The organism is Streptomyces sp. SID13666, from assembly GCF_010548325.1.
GTDB lineage: Bacteria > Actinomycetota > Actinomycetes > Streptomycetales > Streptomycetaceae > Actinacidiphila > Actinacidiphila fildesensis.
The window spans coordinates 467,188-489,492 of record NZ_JAAGLX010000002.1 but is presented as its reverse complement, the minus strand read 5'-3'; the positions used below and the strand labels follow the sequence as shown (position 1 = coordinate 489,492).

21 protein-coding genes are annotated in these 22,305 nt (G+C 71.8%); 11 read left to right on the top strand and 10 right to left on the bottom strand.

Translation table 11 applies throughout. The annotated features are described in order from the left end of the window. From G3I60_RS07070 to G3I60_RS07055, 4 genes are all read left to right on the top strand, one after another. Window positions 1-206: adenosylhomocysteinase (locus G3I60_RS07070; protein WP_164298186.1), on the top strand; the 206-nt coding region annotated here is incomplete at its 5' end. Window positions 207-374: 168 nt separating this feature from the next. Continuing rightward, window positions 375-1,919 carry an acyl-CoA carboxylase subunit beta gene (locus tag G3I60_RS07065; RefSeq protein WP_164298242.1) on the top strand — a complete coding sequence of 515 codons (1,545 nt, stop codon included), beginning with the start codon at window positions 375-377 and terminating at the stop codon, window positions 1,917-1,919. Then, window positions 1,916-2,104: an acyl-CoA carboxylase epsilon subunit gene (locus G3I60_RS07060; protein ID WP_138358397.1), complete on the top strand. Its 189-nt coding sequence runs from the start codon at window positions 1,916-1,918 to the stop codon at window positions 2,102-2,104. The genes G3I60_RS07065 and G3I60_RS07060 overlap by 4 nt, the downstream gene beginning before the upstream one ends. Before the next feature lie 130 nt (window positions 2,105-2,234). After that, entirely contained in the window at window positions 2,235-2,609 is a 375-nt protein-coding gene (locus G3I60_RS07055; RefSeq protein WP_164298188.1) for an acyl carrier protein, read from the top strand. A gap of 73 nt (window positions 2,610-2,682) precedes the next feature. Here the strand turns inward: G3I60_RS07055 and G3I60_RS07050 are convergent, their stop codons facing one another. The 5 genes from G3I60_RS07050 to G3I60_RS07030 form a co-directional block, all read right to left on the bottom strand. Then, window positions 2,683-3,570: a hypothetical protein gene (locus G3I60_RS07050; RefSeq protein WP_138358401.1), complete on the bottom strand. Its 888-nt coding sequence runs from the start codon at window positions 3,568-3,570 to the stop codon at window positions 2,683-2,685. Window positions 3,571-3,578: 8 nt separating this feature from the next. Continuing rightward, a complete protein-coding gene (locus G3I60_RS07045) occupies window positions 3,579-4,319 on the bottom strand; it encodes an SDR family NAD(P)-dependent oxidoreductase (protein WP_164298190.1) in 741 nt (246 codons plus the stop codon). Next, complete coding sequence (locus tag G3I60_RS07040; RefSeq protein WP_164298191.1) at window positions 4,316-5,512, bottom strand: MFS transporter; 1,197 nt, start codon at window positions 5,510-5,512, stop codon at window positions 4,316-4,318. Before G3I60_RS07040 ends, G3I60_RS07045 begins: the two co-directional genes overlap by 4 nt. Further along, window positions 5,509-6,996: a radical SAM protein gene (locus G3I60_RS07035; RefSeq protein WP_164298193.1), complete on the bottom strand. Its 1,488-nt coding sequence runs from the start codon at window positions 6,994-6,996 to the stop codon at window positions 5,509-5,511. The genes G3I60_RS07040 and G3I60_RS07035 overlap by 4 nt, the downstream gene beginning before the upstream one ends. Before the next feature lie 343 nt (window positions 6,997-7,339). Then, on the bottom strand, window positions 7,340-8,644 hold the full coding sequence (locus G3I60_RS07030) for a citrate synthase (RefSeq protein WP_164606793.1): 1,305 nt from the start codon (window positions 8,642-8,644) through the stop codon (window positions 7,340-7,342). Between the two features lie 100 nt (window positions 8,645-8,744). Here G3I60_RS07030 and G3I60_RS07025 point away from each other — a divergent pair, with 100 nt between their 5' ends. Further along, the gene (locus tag G3I60_RS07025) at window positions 8,745-9,905 is read left to right on the top strand and encodes a citrate synthase/methylcitrate synthase (RefSeq protein WP_164606791.1); all 1,161 of its coding nucleotides are present in this window, start codon (window positions 8,745-8,747) and stop codon (window positions 9,903-9,905) included. A 58-nt stretch (window positions 9,906-9,963) separates the two neighbouring features. On the opposite strand, the gene G3I60_RS07020 is transcribed toward G3I60_RS07025, so the two are convergent. Further along, window positions 9,964-11,052: a hypothetical protein gene (locus tag G3I60_RS07020; protein ID WP_244809615.1), complete on the bottom strand. Its 1,089-nt coding sequence runs from the start codon at window positions 11,050-11,052 to the stop codon at window positions 9,964-9,966. A gap of 229 nt (window positions 11,053-11,281) precedes the next feature. On the opposite strand from G3I60_RS07020, the gene G3I60_RS07015 reads away from it, so the two are divergent. Next, window positions 11,282-12,235, top strand: a complete 954-nt coding sequence (locus G3I60_RS07015; RefSeq protein WP_164298199.1) for an NADPH:quinone oxidoreductase family protein — start codon at window positions 11,282-11,284, stop codon at window positions 12,233-12,235. Between the two features lie 280 nt (window positions 12,236-12,515). Beyond that, window positions 12,516-12,956 (top strand): nitroreductase family deazaflavin-dependent oxidoreductase, encoded by a 441-nt coding sequence (locus tag G3I60_RS07010; RefSeq protein WP_138358417.1) that lies wholly within the window; start codon window positions 12,516-12,518, stop codon window positions 12,954-12,956. A 394-nt stretch (window positions 12,957-13,350) separates the two neighbouring features. Here G3I60_RS07010 and paaK read toward each other — a convergent pair whose 3' ends face one another. After that, window positions 13,351-14,685: a phenylacetate--CoA ligase PaaK gene (gene paaK, locus G3I60_RS07005; protein ID WP_164298201.1), complete on the bottom strand. Its 1,335-nt coding sequence runs from the start codon at window positions 14,683-14,685 to the stop codon at window positions 13,351-13,353. A gap of 158 nt (window positions 14,686-14,843) precedes the next feature. Here paaK and G3I60_RS07000 point away from each other — a divergent pair, with 158 nt between their 5' ends. The 4 genes from G3I60_RS07000 to G3I60_RS06985 all read left to right on the top strand — a co-directional run bounded on the left by G3I60_RS07000 (window position 14,844) and on the right by G3I60_RS06985 (window position 19,061). Beyond that, window positions 14,844-16,358 (top strand): fatty acyl-CoA synthetase, encoded by a 1,515-nt coding sequence (locus G3I60_RS07000; RefSeq protein ID WP_164298203.1) that lies wholly within the window; start codon window positions 14,844-14,846, stop codon window positions 16,356-16,358. 29 nt (window positions 16,359-16,387) lie between these two features. After that, window positions 16,388-16,843: a GNAT family N-acetyltransferase gene (locus G3I60_RS06995; protein WP_164298205.1), complete on the top strand. Its 456-nt coding sequence runs from the start codon at window positions 16,388-16,390 to the stop codon at window positions 16,841-16,843. 74 nt (window positions 16,844-16,917) lie between these two features. Beyond that, a complete protein-coding gene (locus G3I60_RS06990; protein ID WP_164298207.1) occupies window positions 16,918-18,192 on the top strand; it encodes a VWA domain-containing protein in 1,275 nt (424 codons plus the stop codon). Continuing rightward, complete coding sequence (locus tag G3I60_RS06985; RefSeq protein ID WP_239069570.1) at window positions 18,192-19,061, top strand: hypothetical protein; 870 nt, start codon at window positions 18,192-18,194, stop codon at window positions 19,059-19,061. Before G3I60_RS06990 ends, G3I60_RS06985 begins: the two co-directional genes overlap by 1 nt. Window positions 19,062-19,122: 61 nt before the next feature. Here the strand turns inward: G3I60_RS06985 and G3I60_RS06980 are convergent, their stop codons facing one another. The 3 genes from G3I60_RS06980 to G3I60_RS06970 form a co-directional block, all read right to left on the bottom strand. Next, the gene (locus G3I60_RS06980; protein WP_164298209.1) at window positions 19,123-20,262 is read right to left on the bottom strand and encodes an oxidoreductase; all 1,140 of its coding nucleotides are present in this window, start codon (window positions 20,260-20,262) and stop codon (window positions 19,123-19,125) included. A 76-nt stretch (window positions 20,263-20,338) separates the two neighbouring features. Continuing rightward, a complete protein-coding gene (locus G3I60_RS06975; RefSeq protein WP_164298211.1) occupies window positions 20,339-21,799 on the bottom strand; it encodes an MFS transporter in 1,461 nt (486 codons plus the stop codon). A gap of 85 nt (window positions 21,800-21,884) precedes the next feature. Further along, window positions 21,885-22,250: a nuclear transport factor 2 family protein gene (locus tag G3I60_RS06970; RefSeq protein ID WP_138358433.1), complete on the bottom strand. Its 366-nt coding sequence runs from the start codon at window positions 22,248-22,250 to the stop codon at window positions 21,885-21,887. Window positions 22,251-22,305 lie beyond the last annotated feature (55 nt).

The window sequence follows — 22,305 nt, the reverse complement described above, 5'->3', positions numbered from 1 at the left end:
AGACCCTGGCCCAGATCGAGCTGTTCACCAAGCAGAGCGAGTACCCCACCGGCGTCTACGTGCTCCCCAAGCACCTGGACGAGAAGGTCGCCCGTCTGCACCTGGACGCCCTCGGCGTCCGGCTGACCACGCTCCGCCCGGAGCAGGCCGCCTACATCGGCGTCCCGGTCGAGGGCCCGTACAAGGCGGACCACTACCGCTACTGAACCATCGGCGCAGTCCGGCAAACCGACAAGGAAACCATGAGCATCTTCGAGCTGGAACGACAGATGGCCGGTGCTCCACCGGAAATCGTGCCGCCCTCGTCACCGAACCTGGACCCGGACTCCGTCGACCTGCCAGCCGGGACCGCGACCGCTCCGGCGCCCGCGGACATGCTCGGCCGGATCGCCGAACTGGAAGGCCGCAAGGCGGAGGCGGAAGCGGGGCCGAGCGAGCAGGCCACCCGCAACCAGCACGACCGCGGGAAGTTCACCGCCCGCGAGCGGCTGGAACTGCTCTTCGACGAGGGCACGTTCAACGAGGTCGAGCCCTTCCGCAGGCACCGCGCGACAGGGTTCGGCCTGGAAACCCGCAGGCCCTACACCGACGGAGTGGTGACGGGCTGGGGAAAGGTGCACGGCCGTATCGTCTTCGCCTACGCGCATGACTTCCGGATCTTCGGCGGTGCGCTCGGCGAGGCGCACGCCGAGAAGATCCACAAGTTGATGGATCTCGCCGAGTCCTCCGGCGCCCCGCTGGTCAGTCTCAACGACGGCGCGGGCGCCCGGATCCAGGAGGGCGTCACCGCGTTGGCCGGATACGGCGGGATCTTCTCCCGCAACACCCGGTCCTCCGGAGTGATCCCGCAGATCAGTGTGATGCTCGGCCCGTGCGCGGGCGGCGCCGCGTACTCGCCGGCGCTCACCGATTTCGTGTTCATGGTGCGCGGGACATCACAGATGTTCATCACGGGGCCCGATGTGGTGCACGCGGTCACCGGCGAGGAGGTCACGCAGGAGGTACTCGGCGGCGCCGATACCCACGCGGCGACCTCGGGTGTCGCGGCGTTCGCCTACGACAACGAGGACGAGTGCCTGGAGGAGGTCAGGTTCCTGCTCTCGTTGTTGCCGGCCAACAACCGCGAGCTGCCGCCGGTCTGGCCCTGTGACGACCCGGTCGACCGGCCCAACGACGTGTTGGTGGATCTGGTGCCGGCCGATCCGACGCAGTCGTACGACATGCGGGCCGTCATCGAGGAGATCGTCGACGAGGGCGACCTGTTCGAGGTCCATGAGCGCTGGGCCACCAACGTGGTGTGCGCACTGGCCCGTATCGGCGGCAATGTCGTCGGTATCGTCGCCAACCAGCCGGCCTCGATGGCCGGAGCACTGGACATCCAGGCTTCGGAGAAGGCCGCCAGGTTCGTGCAGACCTGCGACGCGTTCAACATCCCGCTGATCACCTTGGTCGACGTGCCAGGCTTCCTGCCCGGCAGGGACCAGGAGCACAACGGCATCATCCGGCACGGTGCCAAATTGCTGTACGCGTACTGCAACGCGACCGTCCCGCGCATACAGGTGATCGTGCGCAAGGCGTACGGGGGCGCGTACATCGTCATGGATTCGCGCTCCATCGGCGCCGACCTCTCCTTCGCCTGGCCGAGCAACGAGATCGCGGTGATGGGGGCCGAGGGCGCCGCGAATGTGGTGTTCCGCCGTCAGATCGCGGCGTCGGAGGATCCGGAGGCCACCCGGCAGCTGCTGGTCGAGGAGTACCGGCAGGAGTTGGTGCACCCCTACTACGCGGCGGAGCGCGGGCTGGTCGACGATGTGATCGACCCCCGCTGGACCCGGCGCACACTGGCCCGCTCCCTGGAGATGCTGCGGTCCAAGCAGCAGGTCCTGCCGGCCCGCAAGCACGGGAACCCCCCGGTATGAGCGAGCGATGGGCGGTGGAGCGCGGCGACGTCGGCCAGGAGGAGTTGGCGGCCCTGGCGGTGGTCCTGGCGAGTCTTTCGACGCGCGCCCAGGTACCCGGGCCCGAGACCGAACCCTCCCGCGCCGCATGGCGCCAGGGCTACGGGTACCAGAGCGCGGGCTCCTGGCGGGCGGCCGGACGATGACGCCGGGCCCGCCGGCCGCGGCGCGGTGGAGGGCGCGCGGGATGCAGCCGCCCTCCATGGCTGTTCGAGCGGGAATGCCGACCCTGGCACTCCCGCGCGTCGGACTTCAGGAGCGGAGAGGACGGCAAGGATGACGAAGGTGCCCTGGGACAAGGCGTTCGACGAAATACTGAGATCCAGCCTTCCCCTGCTGAAGCAGGACGAGGCGCTGCTGCCGAGCACGCCGCTGTCCGAGTACGGTCTGGACTCGATGGGGATGATGCAGCTCATCGCCCGGCTGGAGACCTCGCACCGGGTGACGTTTCCGCCCGGCACGATGCCCTCCTCCGCGTTTGCCAACCCGGGAGTGCTCTGGGGCATGGTGCAGGCCGCACAGCAGGCGACGGAGTGGGGGGAGCCGGACGGCGGGCACCGCGGTCCCGCACATCGGCGCCGGACCGGGCTCGCCGGTTGGTCGGAGCACGGTTCCCGGGGGACGGTCGCCGGGGCGTCCTGGCAGTACTGAGAAGAGGGTCCCGCACGCGAATCGCGCCCCGCCGGTGACACGGACCCGGCGGGGCGTACCCGTGTGCCGGGTCCTACCCGTCGAGTTCGGCGCGAACGCCTTCCAGGACCGCGTGCAGGGCCCGGGCGTTGACCTCGGGTGCGATCATCGGCACCGACCGCCCGGCGAGCAGGGCCTCGCTGTCGGCGACCATCGACGTGACGTCGCCGCAGCCGTCCTCGATCCACTGCTCCATGCGCATGCGTACGGCGATCCGCAGTTCGTCGCTGATCCCGGTCCAGTCGAACATCGGCAGTTCTGCGGTGAGGACCGGAATGCGCAGTGTCCGCTCGATGTACAGGCCGGCCGCCTCGCTGTCCGTGATGCCGATCTGTGCTGCTGCGAAGTAGGAATAGGTGCGCGGGCCGAGATGGTGCGTCCACTCCACCTCGTCGAGCGGGGCGTCGGGGAACGCGCCGGCCGGCGCGGAGGCGAGCAGCCGCTCGGCCTCGGGCCACCGGCGATTGCCGTACATGTAGGGGATCCGGGAGAACGCGTCGTTGTGGACGAGGATCAGTGCCGCGGGGGCGGCCAGCCGGACCAGCCGGCGGAAGTCGGCGGCATGGTGCTGGGCGGGTGTGACCGGAACGGCGGTGTGCGCGAACTCCGTCTGCTCCTCCAGCGGCTGCAGATAGCCGGTCCGCAGGAACTCCCGGAAGTCGCACGGCAACGGGAAGCACCGGTCGGCGGGCGGCGGATCCACCGGCCAGACCACCGCCACCTGCCCGCACCCGTCGGCCAGCTTCTCCAACGGCCGGTGCAGGGCGTACCCCAACGGTTCGTTGGCGTGCGGCATCAGCGCCAGGGCGATCACGGGATCGCCCGAGCCGAACCACTCGATGGTCATCTGCGGGCGGCCGGGCCAGGCGTACTCGGCGTCGTCGAGCGGAAGCCGGTAGCGGGGCCGGGAGATCCATTCCATGAAGGCACTCACCAGATGCTGTAGCCGCCGTCCACGACGAGCACGTGGCCGGTGACGTGGTCGGACATGGCGGAGGCGAGGAAGAGCAGCGGTCCGTTGAGCGCGTCGGCGGGGCCGACCCTGCCGTCCGGCATGAAGCGCTCCTGGAAGCTCCGGCCCGCCGCGGAGGCGAAGTAGGCGGCGTTCTTGGGGCCTTCGAGATAGCCGGGGGCGAGCACGTTGATCTGCACGCCGGACGCCGCGTATTCGAGTGCGGCGCTGCGCGTGAAGCCGATCAGGGCGGCCTTGGCCGCCGCGTAGGCCGGGACGGTGGGGACGGGGTGCAGGGCCAGGACCGAGGAGACGTTGATGATCTTTCCCCGGCCACGGGCGGCCATCCGCGGCGCGAAGCGGCGGCACAGCCCCGCGGCCGTCTTGAGGTTGATGTCGAGCATCCGGTCGATCAGTTCGTCGTCGGTGTCGGCGAGCGGCCGGGCGTCGCCCGCGCCGACGTTGTTGACCAGCACATCGGCATCGCAGCAGTCGGCGGCCGCGTCCTGGACGGCCTGGTCGCACAGGTCGCCGCAGAGGTGGTCGGCGAGGATCCCGGCCTTGCGCATCTCGCGCAGCGGTTCCTCGTTGCGGTCGATGCCGACGACCGCGGCGCCCGCGGCGGAGAAGGCGGCGGCAGCTTCCCGGCCCACCGCTCCCGCGGCGCCGGTGAGCACCACCCGGCGGCCGGCCAGCGACCAGAGATCCGGCCCGGTCATACGGCGCCCTCCTTCTCCCCCGCCGGTGCGGGGGCCCGCCGGCTCCGTGCGGCTCCGGACCGGATCACCAGCGTCGCCCCGGCACAGGAGAAGAGCAGCGCGCAGACCAGCGCCAGCCCGTCCGGCTGCAGCCGGGCGACGAGAATGCCGAGGAACGGGGCCAGGACGGCGAATCCCAGGCTCGACGCCGTGGTGACCACGCTCATCGCGGTGGCGTCGCCGCGGTCCGCGAGATCCCGCAGCACCAGGGCCCGGTACGAAGGCAGCAGCCGCCCCTGGGCGCACTGCACGACGAGGATCCCGGCCAGGACAAGGGTGACGGATGTCGAGGCCAGGGCGGCGGACGCGGCGACGGCGGCCAGTACCACCGTGCCGGTGCCGAGCCCGCCGGGTGCCAGGTGCAGCAGCAGAGCGGCCCCCAGCGCCACGGCGGCGGCGACCAGGCCGACCAGCCGCTCGTCGATCCCGGCGGCCACCAGGTACACGGGCATCAGATACAGCAGGATCGAGAAGGCCGTCCCGGTCAGCACCATCGCCGTCAGGTCCCAGCGCAGCCCGGCCGTCTCGCGCACGGCGCGCACGACGCCGGTCAACTGGGCGGCCAGACCGGGACGTTCGCCGTCCGGGGCGGCGCCGCGTACGTCGGGGACCGTCAGGACCAGGCCGACGGTCAGGCAGAGCACGATGCCGCTCGCCACGAAGGTGGCCCGCAGGGAGATCAGCGAGAACGCACTGGCGGCGGCGAAGACCACCGCGTTCCAGCCCAGCGCCCCGGCCTGGAACAGCCGCTCCCCGGACTCGAATTCCGCGTCGCGTCCGGCCCGCCGCAGCAGGGCGCCGGCCAGGCCCGCGTCACTGCCCTGGGTGAGCGCGGTGGCCGCCGCGAACAGCGGCTGCACCAGCCAGAAGACCAGCGCGTGCGGCCAGCAGCCCAGCAGCAGCGCGGCGGCGCCCTCCATGCCGGCCCCGATGGCCAGCGCCTGGCGCGGACCGATCCGGTCGGCGAGCAGCCCGGCCGGCAGGTCCACCAGCACGATCAGCAGCGCGAAGACGGCCTCGATGACGAGGAGAGTGCCCAGCGACACCCCGACCTGGCGGGCGTACAGCACGATGTAGGGGAGGAAGAAGTAGCTGCGCAGCAACAGCCGCGCGCCCAGCAGGCGTCCGTACGCGGCGGGCCAGGGGCGGTTCACCGGCGCGCTCCGGACGGGCTCAGCGCCTCCCAGCTGCCGGGCTCCTTCACATCGAGCCAGATCAGCTCCCGGTAGACGCCCTTGTAGTACGAGCAGTGCTCCGACTCACGGTCGAGCCGCTTGAAGTGCGTGTAGCTCTTGTGCACGCAGCCGCCGTGGCACATCTGCTTCCAGGTGCACTTCGCGCACTCGTCGATCTCCTCGACATGCCGATCGCGGAGCTGTCGCACCACGGGGCTGGTGTCGAGGACGTCGCGGATCGTCTCGCTGCGCAGGTTCCCGATGACGAACTCCGGCTTGCCGACCATCTCCTCGCACGGGTAGAGGTCGCCGTTGGTGTCGACGGTGATCATGTTGACCCCGGCGCCGCACGGGTTGCGCATGCACATGTACTCGCGCTTGAAGGAGCGCAGCGAACCCAGCTCGCCCGCGGTGAGGTTGGCCAGCGGGACGGTGGGGGCGCCGGACCGCCCGAGGCGGGCCACATGCCGGACGACGCCGAGGTACGCGGCCAGGTACCGGTCGCCGGTGAGCCACTGTTCGAGGCCGGCCTTCCCGGTGGTGAACACCGGCAGGAACCGTACGCTGGCGACGTCCAGCGCGGCCATCGAGTCGTACATCTCGACGATGCGGTCCGCGGTGCCGGCGTGCACGACACACACCGCGTGCACCGCGATCCCCAGCTCCTGGAGCCTGCGGATCCCGCGCACCACACCCCGGTACGAGCCCTTGCCCGCGTGGTCCACCCGGAACTCGTCGTGCGTCCCGGGAGTGCCGTCCAGCGAGACCCGGACCGAGAAGTCGTTGTCGGCGAGGAACCGGCACACCTGCGGGGACAGGTTGTAGGCATTGGTCTGGATGGAGAACCGGACCTTCTTCCCCGCGCGGGCGTAGACCCGCTGGGCGTGCGCGGTGACCTCGCGGATGGCCGGCATGGCCATGGTGGGTTCGCCGCCGTGGAACTCGAAACTGGTGAACCGGGTGGGCATCTCGACGAGTTCGTCGACGGCCTTGCACATCACCTCGGCGGAGAGCTGCTCCCGGGGGATGCCCTCCTCGATGGTGTAGCAGTAAGTACACGCCAGATTGCACCAGTTGTGCACATGGAAGATGCCCAGCACCGGATAGCTGTTGTGAGCGGCCTTCGGGGAGATCAGTTCCAGGCCAGGGGCAGGGCGCGTGGCGGAGGTGCCGCGCACCCGCTGGTCCAGCTCCAGCAGGCCCCGGTCGAAGAGCTCGCGGACGGTGTCGTGGGTGACGCGGGCGATCGGGTCACCCAGCGCATACAGGTCGCTGAGGGAGGCGGGGCCGTTCGCGTCGAGATGTGCGAGCAGGGCCAGTGCGCCGGCGTCCTCGGTGACCGTCCAGCCACCGGTGCCGGGCGCGACCACCAATGTCTTCCCCGTGGCTACGCCGTCGCCGGCTTCGAGCTGGAGATGGTCGGAGACCCCGATCCGGGTGTCCGGCGCCAGGTCGATCGGCATGTGGCGGCCTTCCCTTCCCTACCGTCCGGCTTCCGCTCGCTCTGCGTGGTGCCGCGCTGCCGCCTCCGGCCGGTGCCGGAAGGGGTGCGGCGCGGGCGTGCCCGCCCATGGCGTACGGGCACGCCCCTCGTTGTGCCGCTGCTCAGGTGGCCACCCAGGAGGGCTCCACCGACTCCTCGTTCTGCTCCGACTCCTCCAGCTCTTCCGGCTTGCTGGAGGGGGACGACATCTTCTTCTCCGACATGAGATTCACCTCCTCCTCGATCCGTGGGACGGGTAGGTGAAGGGAAGGTGGCGAACGGCTCTCGAGCCGGGGTCGGGAGGTGCTGGACGTGCAGGTGGGTCACGGCAGCGGCTGGGGCGGCGTGGGTCCGGTGTAGTGGCCACTGGGACGCAGTCGCAGCGGGCGCTCCTGGTACTCCTCCAGCGCGTGGGCGATCCAGCCGGCGGTGCGGGCCACCGCGAAGACCGCCTCACCCGCCTCCGCGGGCATGCCGGCCGAGACCGACAGCACGGCGAGCGCGAGATCGACGTTGGCGTGCAGCGGGGTGTACCGCGCGGTCGTCTCCACCACTTCGCGGGCGGCGGTGAGTGCGGGGGCCGCCTGCGGCAGGTCCTCGAGGAGACCGAACAGCATCCGGGCACGCGGGTCCTCGCCCGGGTACAGGCGGTGGCCGAGCCCCGGGATCCGGCGCCCTTCGCGCAGGTGGTCGGCGACGACCGCCGCCGCGCTGCCGCGTTCCAGCACCTCGGTCAGCAGCCGGTGCGCGAGGCCGCTGGCGGCGCCGTGGAGCGGCCCGTCCACCGCGCCGAGGCCGGCGGAGACGACGGCGTACGGGTGGGCGCGCGCGGAGGCCGCGACCCGGGCGGCGAGGGTGGAGGCGGCCAGGTCGTGGTCGATGAGCAGGGTGAGCGCGGCGTCGAGCACCCGCACCGACGCCTGGTCGGCGGGGTGCCGGGTGAGCCGGGGCCAGAGCCGCTCGGCCAGCGCGCTCTCCGGTCCGTCCGCCGCGTCGGCCTCCCGTACGGGCAGGGCGCTGACCAGGGTGGCGATGAGGGCGGGGGCGGCGGCCAGCACGGTGGGCGCCGACAGGTCGAACCGCAGCGGATCGGTGACGGCCGCCGCGATCGTCGCCGCCCGAAGCCGGTCCACCAGCCCGCTGTGGGCGGGCAGCGCCTCCACGGCCCGGCGCGCGGTGGCGAGGCTCTCGGGCGGCGCGGTGAAGCGGATGCCCGGCGTCAGTTCACCGGTCCACAGCCACGCGGCGGTCTCCTCGTAGCCGTAACGGGCGGCGAGGGCGCAGGCGTCGACGCCCCGGAAGTAGTAGCGGTCGGTGCCGATGAGGGTGATGCCGGTCCTGGCGGTCAGGGCTCCGTCCGACAGCCCGTCACCGCCGGAGCCGGCGGCCCGGTCCGCCGCCGTACCGTCGCCGCCCGGCCGTCCGCGTCCCGACCGGCGGGCGAGCGCGTCCACCTCCTCGGGGTCGAAGGTGCTGCCGCGCCCGCCGGGCGCGCGCCGGCTGGTGAGCAGCCCGCGGCTGACGTACGCGTAGACCGTCTCGGGCTTGACCCCGAGCCGGTCGGCGGTCTCCCGGGTACTCAGCCGCTTTCCGCTCCCGCTCGTTCCGCCGCCCGTGTCGTCCGTCATGAGCCACACCGTATCCAGTCGTGTCCATATTGATTCAATCAACGTTGACAAGCATTGAATCAATCATAGACAGTCGAATCAACATCCAGGGAGGAAAGCCATGCCCACCACCGAGCGGAACGCCCCGATCGATGTACCCCGCGGACTGAAGGGAGTGGTCGTCACCGACACCGCGCTCGGCGACGTCCGGGGCCTCGAGGGCTTCTATCACTATCGCCAGTACTCGGCCGTGGAACTGGCGGAGACCCGCACCTTCGAGGACGTCTGGCATCTGATGTTCCACGGCACGCTGCCCGACGCGGCGGGGCGCGCCGCCTTCACCGCGCGGACCGCCGAGCTGCGCCGGCTGCCCGGCGACGTCCGGGACGCCCTGCCCGCCATAGCCCGCTCGTGCGCGCTCGCCGGACCCCTCGCCGGACTGCGCACCGCCCTGTCGCTGGCCGGCGCCTCGGCCGGCTTCCGGCCGCTGTACGACATCGACGCCGACCGCCGCCGCGCGGACGCGCTCGCGGCGAGCGCCCTCGTGCCGACGCTGCTGACCGCGCTGCACCGGCTCGGCCAGGGACTGGCCCCCGTCGAACCGCGCGCGGACCTGCCGTACGCGGCCAACTACCTGTACATGCTGACCGGGCAGGAGCCCGAGCCCGCCCGGGCCCGGGCGATCGAGCGGTATCTGATCTCCACGATCGACCACGGCTTCAACGCGTCCACCTTCACCGCCCGGGTCATCACCTCCACCGGCGCGGACCTGGCCGCCTGTCTGGTCGGCGCGATCGGCGCGCTCTCCGGGCCGCTGCACGGCGGCGCGCCGAGCCGCGCGCTGGACACCCTGGACGCCATCGGCACGCCGGAGCGCATCGACCCGTGGATCCGCGAACGCGTCCTGGCGGGTGACCGGATCATGGGCTTCGGGCACCCGGTCTACCGCACGGAGGACCCGCGCTCGCGGATGCTGAAGGAGATCGCCCGGGGCTTCGGCGGGCCGCTGGTGGACTTCGCCGTCCAGGTCGAGGAGCGCGTCGAGGCGATCCTCGCCGAGCTGAAGCCCGGCCGGGAACTGCACACCAACGTCGAGTTCTACGCGGGCGTGGTCATGGAGCTGTGCGGGCTGCCCCGCGAGATGTTCACCCCGACCTTCGCCTCGGCCCGGGTCGTCGGCTGGTGCGCCAACATCCTGGAGCAGGCCGAGGACAGCAAGATCATCCGTCCGGCGGCGCGCTACACCGGGCCCCCGCCGCCGCAGCCGGTCCCGGCGATCTGACCGGCGAACCGCGGTCCGGCCGGGCGCCGGTGGTGGCCCGGGCGGCGCGTGCGGCGAGTCAGCCGACGGGCCGGCGGTCCACCGGCGTCACCGGATTGCGGATGGTCACCGAGGTGCGGCGCGGACCCGACCACGGAGCCGGAACGGCATCGATGTCCCGCGCCAGCCGGTAGGCCAGCGCCTCGTAGTTCACCCGCCACCCCCTGAAGTGCGGCCAGGCCTCCTGCGGGGTGCGCTCCATTGGATAGCCCTGGTCCGCCATGCGCTGCACGCCGCGCAGGTACTCCGCGTACTCCAGGATCAACGGGTCGTCCGGCAGCGGATCGTGGTTGTACGCGACACCGCGCATGTCGGCGATGTCGCGCAGGCAGACGAAGCCGCCGCGCAGCGCCATCCGCACCTCGGCCTGCGGCCGGGAGGGGTTGAGCGCCAGCCGCAGGGCGGCCGCGTCCATCACCGACAGCAGGCTGATCAGCCAGTTCCGGGTGGCCCGGGGAGAGCGGAACATGATGAGCACCGGGTAGGTCGTATGGCTCTCGCTCACCTCGGCCGCCCACCGCTCCCAGTTGCGGAACAGCTCGGTGAGGCTGTCCAGCAGCTCCACCTGGGCGTACCGCGCCAGGATCTCCGGCCCCCACGGCGGGCTCCCGGCGCGGGCCTGCAGCATCGTCACCTCGGTCTCGCGGCGCGCGTACGCCCCGTAGAGCGTCGGCAGATAGCCGATCTGCAGACCGATGACGATCGGGCCGGTGGCCGCCGCGCAGAAGTCGATGGCCGTCAGCGTCGGGCGGCTGCTGCTGGCGAAGCCGAGGGTGAACAGCGAGGAGCCGGCCTCGAACAGCGACGTCTGGGGTCCGAGCCCGCTGACCGCGGCCTCCAGCAGGGCGTAGCCGCCCATGAAGCACGCCAGCCAGCTCATCAGCGTGATCACGATCGCCAGCGGGGCCGCGGGCGCGAGTACCCGGTCCTTGCTCTCGATGCTGTCGCAGTGGTCCGCCACCAGTTGGAAGGGCGCGTGCACCAGCCGTTGGACGATCTGGGTGAATCCCGAACGGCTCGCCCGCGGTATCACCAGCGTCCGCAGCACGGAGGAGTAGATGCCGAGCACGATGGCGGTACCCACAACGCCCAGCAGTGCGCGCAACACGGTGTCCTTCCAGGTCGGAGCGGGCCGGAAGATCGACTCGCTTCGCGGGAAAGCGTAAGCGCGGCCGCACCGGAACCGGCCGGGGCACGCGCGGCACAGATCACATACCGACTGGTCGGTCACCCATTCCCCTGGCGCCGCGCACGCTCTACCGTGAAACCTGCGGGAACACGGCCCATGACGGACCGGGAACGACCAGGAACGACGAGGAACAGCGGAAGGAGTCGCGTTGCGCGCGATCCAGATCACGGAGTTCGGCGGACCCGAGGTACTGCGGCAGGTGGAACTGCCGGCGCCCGAGGCACAGCCGGGACACCTGCTCGTGGAGGTGTCGTCCGCGGGGATCAACTTCGCCGACACCCACACCGTCGAGGACAGCTACCTCTCGCGCTCCACCCTGCCGATGGTCCCCGGCGCCGAGGTCGTCGGCCGCACCTCCGACGGCCGCCGCGTCGTCGCCCTCGCCGACAACGGCGGGTACGCGGAGATCGCCGCCGTCCGCGAGTACCTGGCGCACGACGTCCCCGAAGGCGTCAGCGACGGCCAGGCACTCGCCCTCATCGTCCAGGGGCTCACGGCCTGGCACCTGCTGCGCACCTCCGCGCGGATCGCCGCGGGCGAGAGCGTCGTGGTGCACGCGGCCGCGGGCGGCACCGGGTCGCTGGCCGTGCAGCTCGCCAAGTCCTTCGGCGCGGGCCGGGTCATCGCCACCGCCTCCACCAAGGAGAAGCGGGACCTCGCGCTGGAACTGGGCGCCGACATCGCGGTCGACGCCGACGCCGAGGGGATGAAGGACCGGCTCGTCGAGGCCAACGACGGCAAGAAGGTCGACATCGTCCTGGAGATGACCGGCGGTCCGGTCTTCGACGCGTCACTCGCCGCCCTCGCGCCCTTCGGCCGGCTGGTGACGTACGGCATGGCCTCCCGCGTCCCCCCGACGCCGGTCCAGGCCGCCCAGTTGATGGGCCGCTCCCGCGCTGTCGTCGGCTTCTGGCTGATGCACTGCCTCGGCCGCCCCGGCATGTACCGCGAGCCGATGGCCGAGCTCCTGGCGATGACGGCCGAGGGACGCCTCAAGCCCCAGGTCGGCGGCGTCTACCCGCTCGCCGACGCCGCCCGCGCCCACGAGGACATCCGCGCGCGGCGCACCCACGGCAAGCTGATCCTGGACGTGACGCGCTGAGCCGCCGCCGGCGGCAACTGCCCGCAGGGCCGGCCGGCGCCGAATGACCCGCTGATCCGGAAACCCGTGGCCCGTCGTGTTCGTTGTCCAAGATGCACCATGGACAACGGAGTACGACGGGCCGCGGCCTGCGACCCGCGCCCCGCACATCCCGGGAGCGGCCATGGATCAGTCCCGAGCGGAACGGAATCCCTGATTCCCGGCCGGTTTTGATCCCTTTGTTCCGCCCCGAGCGGCCTAGGGTGGAGATCACATCCGAGAACGACCTGGAGGCAATGGCGTGACGGCGTACAACGAGAAGGAAGTACAGATCAGCCCGACGGAGTGGGTGGCCACGCAGGCGCGGACCTACGAGGAGTCCGGTGGCACCAAGGGTACCGACATGAACGGCTCGCCCTGCCTGCTCCTGGACTACCTGGGCCGGCGCAGCGGCAAGTGGCACCGGACGGTGCTCATCTACGGCCGGGACGGCGCCGACTACCTGATCGTCGCCTCGAAGGGCGGCGACGACAACCACCCGCTCTGGTACCTGAGCCTGCAGGACAACGCCGAGGTCCATCTCCGCGTGGACACCGAGCGGTTCGCCGCCACCGCCGAGACCCTGTCGCCCGACGAGAAGGCCCGCGTCTGGCCCCACCTGGTCGACGTCTACGGCCCGTACGCGGACTACCAGCAGAAGACCGAACGGGACATCCCCGTCGTGCGGCTGCGCCGGGTCTGATGTGACATCGGCCGGGGGAGGCGGAGGCGCTGATGGTCTGCGCCGCCGCTCCTTCGCTGCCCCCGGAGGCGGGGTCTCGTAGGCGGGCCCGGCGGCCGAGTGCCCGGCCGGTCGTGCGACGTGCGGAGGAACTTCGGCCCCGCGGCCGTCAAGCGGGCGGGGTAGCGACGTCAGCCCGCAGGTCGATCCCCGGCAGGTGAGGCCGACGGAACACTGATGGCATGTCAACCACCACGGTCTGCTGATCCTGTGGGAGCCCCTGGTGCTGGCCTTGGCCTACGGCTACTACCGCCGTCGCTGCCGCCCGGCCGTCCGAGCGGTGGCGCGCATGTTCCGCTCCGGTGCTTCATGCACCGGCGGGCTCCGCCGCGGCCCGGGCGGTGGCGGGCGGCGGCTACGCGCCCGGCCGTGGCTCCCGTTCGTCGATGACGCGCTTGATCTTTCCGACCGAGCGTTCCAGGGTCTCCGGATCGACGACGGCCACCTCCACCGTCACGCCCACTCCGTCCTTGATTCCCTGCGCGATGGCGGCCGCCGCCGCGGTCCGCTGCTCGGGGCTCGCGCCCGGGCGTGCCTCGGCGCGTACGGTGAGCCGGTCGAGACGGCCCTCGCGGGTGAGCCGCAGCTGGAAGTGCGGTGCCACGCCGGGGGTGCGGAGCACGATCTCCTCGATCGCGGTGGGGAAGAGGTTCACCCCGCGCAGGATGATCATGTCGTCGCAGCGGCCGGTCACCTTCTCCATCCGGCGGAAGGGGCGCCGCGCCGTGCCGGGCAGCAGCCGGGTCAGATCGCGGGTGCGGTAACGGATGACCGGCATCGCCTCCTTGGTGAGGGAGGTGAAGACCAGCTCTCCGCTCTCGCCCTGCGCCATCACCTGGTCGGTGAGCGGGTCGACGACCTCGGGGAAGAAGTGGTCCTCCCAGATGTGCAGCCCGTCCTTGGTCTCGACGCACTCCTGCGCCACCCCGGGGCCGATGACCTCGCTGAGCCCGTAGATGTCGACCGCGTCGATGTCCATCCGCTGCTCGATCTCCCGCCGCATCTCCTCGGTCCACGGCTCGGCCCCGAAGATGCCGGTCCGCAGGGACGTCGAGCGCGGGTCGATGCCCTGCCGCTGGAACTCGTCCAGCAGCGTGAGCATGTACGAGGGAGTGACCATGATGATGTCGGGCTTGAAGTCCTGGATGATCCGGACCTGGCGCGCCGTCATACCACCCGAGGCCGGGATGACCGTACAGCCCAGCCGCTCGGCACCGTAGTGGGCGCCGAGGCCGCCGGTGAACAGGCCGTACCCGTAGGCGATATGGATCCTCTGTCCGGGCCGCCCGCCGGCCGCGCGGATCGACCGGGCGACCATGTCCGCCCACATGTACAGGTCGTTGCGCGTGTAGCCCACGACGGTCGGGGCGCCGGTGGTGCCGCTGGACGCGTGAATCCGCCGGATGTCCGCCTCGGGCACGGCGAACATGCCGAACGGGTAGTTGTCGCGCAGATCGGCCTTGGTGGTGAAGGGGAACCGGGCGAGATCCTCGAGAGTGCGGCAGTCCTCCGGCGACACCCCGGCCGCGTCGAACGAGTTCCGGTAGAAGGCGACGTTGTCGTACGCGTGCCGCAGGGTGGCCCGCAATCGCCGCAGCTGAAGATCCCGCAGTTCCGCGCCGCTCAGCTGCTCACCGGCGTCGAGGAGGGTGCCGTCCGCTCCCGACCGATCGTTCGGTACTGTCGTCACGGGCTCAAGTAATCAGGATCCGCATCGCAGGTCAAGAGACGCGCGATGATCCACAGACTTCCGTGCGGCCGGACCGGCGCACCGTGCGGTAGTGCTTGACCCGGGCACCCGTGCCGTCCGAAGGTGGCCCGGGGCAGGTCCGGCAGCGGGGAGGCGTCATGGTCGCGGTGCACAGCAATACGGTCGACGGGGTGTTGCGGCGCAGCGCCCGGCGGGTACCCGACCGGGTGGCGGTGCGGTTCGGGGACCGGACGTGGACCTATCGGGAACTCGACGAGGCGGTGTCCGCGGCGGCGGCCGTCCTCCTGGAGCGCGGGCTGCGGCCGGGCGAACGGGTCGCGGCCTACGGGCACAACTCCGACGCCTATCTGATCGGCTTCCTCGGCTGTGCGCGCGCCGGCCTGGTGCACGTGCCCGTCAACCACCATCTGGAGGGCGAGGACCTCGCCTACCAGCTCGGGCAGTCCGGCAGCGTGCTGGTGCTCAGCGACCCGCAGCTGCGCGACCGGCTCCCCGCCGGCGTCCCTGTCCTGGCGCTCCGGGACGACGACACGTCGCTGCTCGCCCGGCTGCCCGCCGCCGGGCCGGCGACCGGTGCGCCGGAGGCCGGGGCCGAGGACCTCGCGCAGCTGCTCTACACCTCAGGGACCACCGCGCTGCCCAAGGGCGCGATGATGACGCACCGCGCGCTCGTCCACGAGTACGTCAGCGCCGTCACCGCGCTCGGCCTGCGGGAGGGCGACCGGCCGGTGCACTCGCTGCCGCTCTACCACTCGGCGCAGATGCATGTCTTCCTGCTGCCGTACCTGATGGTCGGCGCGGAGAACACGATCATCGCGGGACCGGATCCGCAGACGGTCTTCGACCTCGTCGAGGAGGGCCGGGCGGACAGTCTCTTCGCGCCGCCCACCGTATGGATCGCCCTCGCCAACCACCCGCAGTTCGCCGAGCGCGACCTGAGCGGACTGCGCAAGGCCTTCTACGGTGCCTCGATCATGCCCGTTCCGGTTCTGGAACGGCTGCGCGCCCGGCTGCCGCACCTCGCCTTCTACAACTGCTTCGGGCAGAGCGAGATCGGCCCGCTCGCCACCGTCCTCGGCCCGGACGAGCACGAGGGCCGGATGGACTCCTGCGGCCGTCCGGTGCTGTTCGTCGAGGCCCGGGTGGTCGACGAGGCCGGCAAGGACGTACCGGACGGCACAGCGGGCGAGGTCGTCTACCGCTCACCGCAGCTCTGCGAGGGCTACTGGGACAAGCCCCAGGAGACCGCGGAGGCCTTCCGCGACGGCTGGTTCCACTCCGGCGACCTCGCCGTGCGCGACGCCGAGGGCTATCTCACCGTCGTCGACCGGGTGAAGGATGTCATCAACTCCGGCGGCGTGCTGGTCGCTTCCCGGCAGGTCGAGGACGCGCTCTACGGGCATCCGGCGGTCGCCGAGGTCGCCGTCGTGGGACTGCCCGACGAACGCTGGATCGAGGCCGTCACCGCGGTGGTCGTGGCGCGCGGCGACGTCACCGAGGAAGAACTGCTGGAGTACGCCCGTGGACAGCTCGTCCACTTCAAGGCGCCCAAGCGGGTGCTGCTCGTCGACGAACTGCCGCGCAACGCGAGCGGCAAGATCCTCAAACGCGAGCTGCGCGACCGCTTCGCACCGGACGCCGGGACCGCCTGACGCCGGGCGCGCGATGAGAGGATCGGCGCATGATCTTCCGCACCGCCACCCGCGACGACCTGCCCGCCCTCATCGCCCTGCTCTCCGAGGACACGGTCGGCCAGCCCGTGCCCGCCCAGGACGCGGCCGCGGTCGACGAGGCCTACAGCCGCGCCTTCGACGCGGTGGACAGCGACGCGCGCAACGAAATCGTCGTGCTGGACGACGGCGCCGGCACGGTGCTCGGCTGCCTCCAGCTCACCTACATCCCCGGTCTCGGCCGGCGCGGCGCGGAACGTGCGCTCATCGAAGGCGTCCGGGTGCGGTCCGACCGGCGCGGCGCCGGACTGGGCCGCGCACTGCTCACCCATGCCGTCGAACGCGCCCGCGACCGCGGCTGCGCCCTGGTCCAGCTCACCAGCAACAAGCGGCGCACCGACGCGCACCGCTTCTACGACTCGCTCGGCTTCGTCCGCAGCCACGACGGTTTCAAGCTCGCCCTGTAGGTTCCGCGGCCGGGCGTACGGCCGCTCAAGGTCCCGGATTTCCCCGTGGAGTTGGCGGTCACTAAGCTCCCCGGATGATCACCAAAAGACGGCTGGCGGCCGGCCTGTGCGGCCTTGCCGCAACTCTCGCCGCCGGACTGTTCCCGGCGTCCGCCGCCGCGGACGAGCCCACAGCGCAGGAACCACCCAAGATCGACCTGGTCCTGGACGTCAGCGGGTCGATGAGCGCGCGGGACGTGGACGGGAAGTCGCGGATGTCCGCGGCGCAGCAGGCGTTCAACGACGTGCTTGACGCGGTGCCGGACGATGTCCGGCTCGGCATAAGGACGTTGGGGGCCACCTATCCCGGCAAGGACATGAAGACCGGCTGCCAGGACAGCAAGCAGCTGTACCCCGTGGGCCCGGTCAACAGGACCGAGGCGAAAGCGGCCGTCGCGACGCTGCGCCCCACCGGCTGGACCCCCATCGGGCTGGCGCTGCGCGGCGCAGCCCAGGACTTGGCGGGCGGTGACGCCACCCGCAGGATCGTGCTCATCACCGACGGCGAGGACTCCTGCGGCCAGCCGGACCCCTGCGACGTCGCCCGTGAACTCGCCGCGCAGGGCACCCACCTGGTGGTGGACACCCTCGGCCTGGTGGCGAACGACAAGATCCGCAAGCAGCTGAGCTGCATCGCCGAGGCCACCGGCGGCACGTACACCTCCGTCCAGCACACCGACCAGCTCTCGTCGCGCATCAAGCAGCTGGTACGGCGCTCGGCGCAGACACCGCCGGTCGTTCCGAAGGCGGTCCAGGGCTCGGCACAGTGCGGGAACGCGGCCGGCATCACCCCGGGCGTGTACACCGACCGCGAGGAGTTCGGGCAGCACCGCTACTACAAGGTCGCGGTGACCGACGGCCAGGAACTGCGGGCCACGGTCAGCGTCGGCGCCGACCGGGCGGTGAACGCGGACTACGGCGTACTGCTGCGTGCGGTGAGCGGTGAGGGCCAGGAACTGGTCCGCGGCTCGGACGCCGGCAGCGGCCGGACCGATGTGATGTCCTCCGGACTGCGGTACGTCTACCCGGAGAAGGACACCGACGCGGACGACGCCCCGCCGCCGCACACCGTGTGCCTGGAGGTCAGCAACTCCTTCTCGGCGCCGGACGCCGTCAAGCGCACCCCGGGCCTGCCCGTCGAGCTGACGCTCGACCTGGTCGATGCCCCCGACGAAGCCGGTGATGTCGCCGCGTTCGGCCTGGGCCGCGGCTGGGTGCTGCTCGGCGTCCTGGCGGTCACGGGACTGTTCGCCGGACTGATCTGGGGCTGGCTGACCCGCTGGCGCGTCGCCGTATGGAGGAGCAACTGATGCGTACGACACGTCTGGTGACCGCCGCACTGCTCACCGGGGCGGCCCTGCTCGGGCCCGCCGCGACCGCGCTGGCCGACACCCCCGGCGCGAGTCCGAGCACGGACCCCGCAGCGAGCCCCAGCGGGAGCTCCGGCACCGAGGAGGAGGCCGCGCCCACCGAGGCCGGCACCGCCTTCCGTACCGCCACCGCGATCCGGCAGGGACAGGCCGCCACGGCCGCCGCCTCGACCGGCGACTACCTGTACTGGATGTTCCCGGCCGCCGCGGGGCAGACCGCCACCGCCAAGGCGACGGTGACACTGCCCGACCAGGCCAACCGGCACGGTGCGCAGACCTGGCAGATCGACGTCTACGACGGTCTCCGCCGCCGCCAGCCGTGCGTCTCGGGCGACCGGACGGTGAAGAGCCCGGACTCGGGTCCGTCCGTCACCCTCACCTGCACCGTGCGCACGGTGCGGCCGATCGCCGACACCAGGTCCAACGACCCGCTGCCGGGCGCGTACTACGTACGGCTGACCGTCATCGATCTGCCCGCCGACGATCTCGGGCAGCCGTTCAAGGCGGAGGTGCTCGCGACGACGAAGGACGCCGGGGGAGCGCACTCCGAGGGCGGCGAGCTGGCCGTCCCGCTGACCCCCGCGACGCAGCCGGACGCGCTGACCGCCCCGGAGGGCGGGTGGACTTCCGGCTGGTGGTCCGACCGCTGGCTGTGGACCGCGGGCGGAGGGGTGCTCGGCGCGCTCGCCGCGATCGGCGGCTACACCCTCACCAGGGGACCGCGCCGGTCCTCGGCCCGGGTGCCGTCCCAGGGGTACGCGGGGCCGCCCAGCGGTTCACGGGACGCCGAGGCGTACTCGAGGCACTGAACGGGCGGGAGAAGGCGGTCGGAGGTCGGACCGCCTTCTCCCCACCGTCAGGGCGAGACAGTCAGGGCGACAGGGTCAGGGTGAGACGGGCGATCCGGCCCTTCTCGCCCGACGCCCAGCAGCTGAGGTCGGGGGCACAGTCGACCGTGTCGAAGGACCCGGAGTCGAACTGCCGCCAGCCGCGCCCCGAGTCGAGGGACAGATCGCTGCCGGTGGGCCCGACCGCGATCGCGGCGAAGCCCGGATAAGGGAGCCACGCGACACCCGAGCGGTACGCCTGCGGTGGCGTCGCGGACACCGTCCAGGTGGCGCCGCCGTCCTGGCTGACCGCTCCGGCGCTGGGCGAGGCCTGGTCGGCGCGGTAGTCGCCGCCGACGGCCAGGCCGTGCCGGGCGTCACGGAAGGCGAGGGCGAAGACGCCCTTGGCGGGGTCACCGGCCGGGATCACGGTCGGCGCCGCCGTCCACGTCAGACCCCGGTCACCGGAGTGCAGCACGCGGGAGGCCGCGCCGCCGCCGGTGGCCAGCCACACGTCACGGCTGCCCGACGTGACCAGGCACTGGCCGCTCGCCGCGAAGGAGGCCTCGCCGTCCTGCGCGGCGGGCATGCCGTCGGAGGGCAGCACCCGCCAGCTGCGGCCGCCGTCACCCGTGGACAGGATCCGGTACTTGCCGTCCACCGGGTCGCTGACGGCCAGTCCGTTCTTCGCGTCGAAGAACGTCAGACAGTCGTAGAACGCCTTCGGGTCGGGGTTGCGGAAGGTCTCGGTCCAGCTGGCGCCGCCGTCCTGCGTCCGGTAGACGCGGGAGGCGTCGCCCTCGCCGATCGCCAGGGCCACCGCGTGCCGCGCGTCGAACGCCTCGATGTCGCGGAACTCCAACTCCGCAGCGCCCGGCGGGGACACATCGCCCCAGCTGGCGCCGCCGTCGGTGGTCCGCAGGACGGTGCCGGCGGAGCCCGCCGCCCAGGCGGTCCTGCTGTTCACCGCCGACAGGCCGCGGAACCGGGACGTCGTCCCGGTCGCCTTGAGCTCCCAGCCGAGCTTCGGCAGGCCCACCTTCGCCCCGTTCGCCTGTGGCGCGGCCGGCTTCGTGCCGCCCGGCTCCGGGCCGGCCTGCGCGGGAAGCGCGGCCACCGCGACCAGTGCCGCCCCGCACAACCCGATCGTCACCGTACGTCTCAGTATCCCCATGGCACTCATGCCGCGGAACGTAGCCGACCCCCTCGATGCCGTCCAGACGGCACCGAGGGGGTCGGCGGATGCTGACCGGGTGGATTCATCCCGTGGTGGCCGCCTTGCGGGGCAGCAGCAGGACGAGTGCGGCGAGGGCGACTTCGACGGCGATGAGGAAGCCGAGACCGAGACCGAAGGCGTGCGGGAAGGACTCCGGCAGTCCGCTGCCGACCGCGTCGTAGAAGATGATGCCGATCAGCGCGACGCCCAGCGCTCCGCCGATCTGCTGGATGGTGGCCACGGCGCCGGAGGCGGAGCCGACCAACTGGGGCGTGACGCCCCGGAGCACGATGGTGGTGAGCGGTGCGATGACCATGCCCATCCCCAGTCCGTCGAAGAACAGCCCGGGGACCAGCCAGCCGATGCCGCCGGTGGTGCCGATGCGGTGCGAGGCCTCCCAGAGGAGTGCCAGGCCGAGGACCATGCCGAGGGCGCCGACCGAGATGGTGTGCCGGCCGAGCCGTGCGGACAGGTGGTGGGCGGTGGTCGACGTGATCATGTAGCCGGCGCCGATCGCGGTGAAGACCACTCCGGAGGCGAGTGCGTCCAGACCGCGGCCCTGCTGCAGATAGAGGGCGAGCACCAGGAAGAACGACGCCTGGCCGATCCAGAACACCAGCTGGGCGAGGACGCCGACGGTGAACGTCCGCTCCCGGAACAGCGCGGTGTCGAGCAGCGGGTCGCCGCCGCGGCGGCCCAGGCGGTGCTGGTGCACGGCGAACTCCGCGAACAGCAGGGCGGACAGCGCCAGGCACAGCCAGGTCCACAGCGGCCAGCCCTGCTCGCGGCCCTGGATCAGCGGCAGTACGAGGGCGACGACGGCGAGGGTCGACAAAGCGACACCGGTCACGTCGAGGCGGGGGCGCTGCGGGGCGCGGGACTCGGTCAGGGCGCGCGGGACGAGCAGCAGTGTCACGGCGCCGACCGGCAGGTTGATGAGGAAGCAGGTGCGCCAGTCGAGTCCGAAGAAGTCCGCCTTGATGAGCAGGCCGCCGATCAGCTGGCCGAACACCGCGCCGATACCCATGGTCAGCCCGTACATGCTGAACGCGCGGGCCTGGGCCTTTCCGGCGTAGTCGGTCTGGATGATGGAGAGCACCTGCGGGCCCATCAGCGCGGCCGCCAGGCCCTGCAGGACGCGGGAGGCCACGAGTATTCCGGCGGTCGGGGCGATGCCGCAGGCCACGGAGGTCAGGGTGAACAGCGCCAGCCCGACGGCGAAGATCCGTCTGCGGCCGAACATGTCACCCAGCCTTCCGGCGGTGATCAGCCCGGTGGCCAGGGCGAGTCCGAAGCCGGCGACCACCCACTGGATCGACGCGGTGCCGGCGTGCAGGTCCACCTGCATGGACGGGATCGCGACATTGACGATGAAGAAGTCGAGGGCGGTCATGAAGGTCGCGATCAGGAGAACCAGCAGGCCCAGCCCCGGCCGGCGGGCGGGCGGCCGCTGACGGTCGGCGGCGGAGGGGATGGTGCGTTCGTCGGTGAGGGGCGATGCCATGGCGGAACTCCTGTGGAGGATAGGGCGACGGGGCGTAGGGCTGCGGCGGGGGCGGGCCGGACGGGCCCGCCCCCGGGGCGGTTGCTCAGGCCGCCGGAACCTTGTCGAGGAAGCCGAGGACGCTGCGCAGCCGGCCGTCCCCGGTCAGCACCGCGACGTCGAACCCGATCACCAGCGACTCGCCGCCGGCCGGGCCCAGTTCCCAGGTGAAGCGGGCGATGTTGTGATGGGCGTCGACGGGCCCGCCCAGGGTGAACACCAGTCCGGGGAACTGGGCCTGCACGGCGCCGATGGTCGCGTCGATCGCGTCACGCCCCTCGGCGACCACCAGCGGGTCGGTGTACTCGGCGTCGTCGGCCCACAGTTCGTCGATCGCCGCGCGGCGGGCAACGGGGTCGGTCTCGTTCCAGGTGGCGAGGTAGCGCTCGACGAGGTATTGGGTGTCGCTCATGTCCGGGGTCTCCCTGCGGGTCGGTGCGCGGCGTGCGCTGTCGTGTTGTTTGCTG

Coding starts and splice junctions, on each gene's coding strand:
- G3I60_RS07065 (WP_164298242.1), top strand. CDS start 375: ATGCTCGGCCGGATCGCCGAACTGGAAGGCCGCAAGGCGGAGGCGGAA.
- G3I60_RS07060 (WP_138358397.1), top strand. CDS start 1,916: ATGAGCGAGCGATGGGCGGTGGAGCGCGGCGACGTCGGCCAGGAGGAG.
- G3I60_RS07055 (WP_164298188.1), top strand. CDS start 2,235: ATGACGAAGGTGCCCTGGGACAAGGCGTTCGACGAAATACTGAGATCC.
- G3I60_RS07050 (WP_138358401.1), bottom strand. CDS start 3,570: ATGGAATGGATCTCCCGGCCCCGCTACCGGCTTCCGCTCGACGACGCC.
- G3I60_RS07045 (WP_164298190.1), bottom strand. CDS start 4,319: ATGACCGGGCCGGATCTCTGGTCGCTGGCCGGCCGCCGGGTGGTGCTC.
- G3I60_RS07035 (WP_164298193.1), bottom strand. CDS start 6,996: ATGCCGATCGACCTGGCGCCGGACACCCGGATCGGGGTCTCCGACCAT.
- G3I60_RS07030 (WP_164606793.1), bottom strand. CDS start 8,644: ATGACGGACGACACGGGCGGCGGAACGAGCGGGAGCGGAAAGCGGCTG.
- G3I60_RS07025 (WP_164606791.1), top strand. CDS start 8,745: ATGCCCACCACCGAGCGGAACGCCCCGATCGATGTACCCCGCGGACTG.
- G3I60_RS07000 (WP_164298203.1), top strand. CDS start 14,844: ATGGTCGCGGTGCACAGCAATACGGTCGACGGGGTGTTGCGGCGCAGC.
- G3I60_RS06995 (WP_164298205.1), top strand. CDS start 16,388: ATGATCTTCCGCACCGCCACCCGCGACGACCTGCCCGCCCTCATCGCC.
- G3I60_RS06990 (WP_164298207.1), top strand. CDS start 16,918: ATGATCACCAAAAGACGGCTGGCGGCCGGCCTGTGCGGCCTTGCCGCA.
- G3I60_RS06985 (WP_239069570.1), top strand. CDS start 18,192: ATGCGTACGACACGTCTGGTGACCGCCGCACTGCTCACCGGGGCGGCC.
- G3I60_RS06980 (WP_164298209.1), bottom strand. CDS start 20,262: ATGAGTGCCATGGGGATACTGAGACGTACGGTGACGATCGGGTTGTGC.
- G3I60_RS06975 (WP_164298211.1), bottom strand. CDS start 21,799: ATGGCATCGCCCCTCACCGACGAACGCACCATCCCCTCCGCCGCCGAC.
- G3I60_RS06970 (WP_138358433.1), bottom strand. CDS start 22,250: ATGAGCGACACCCAATACCTCGTCGAGCGCTACCTCGCCACCTGGAAC.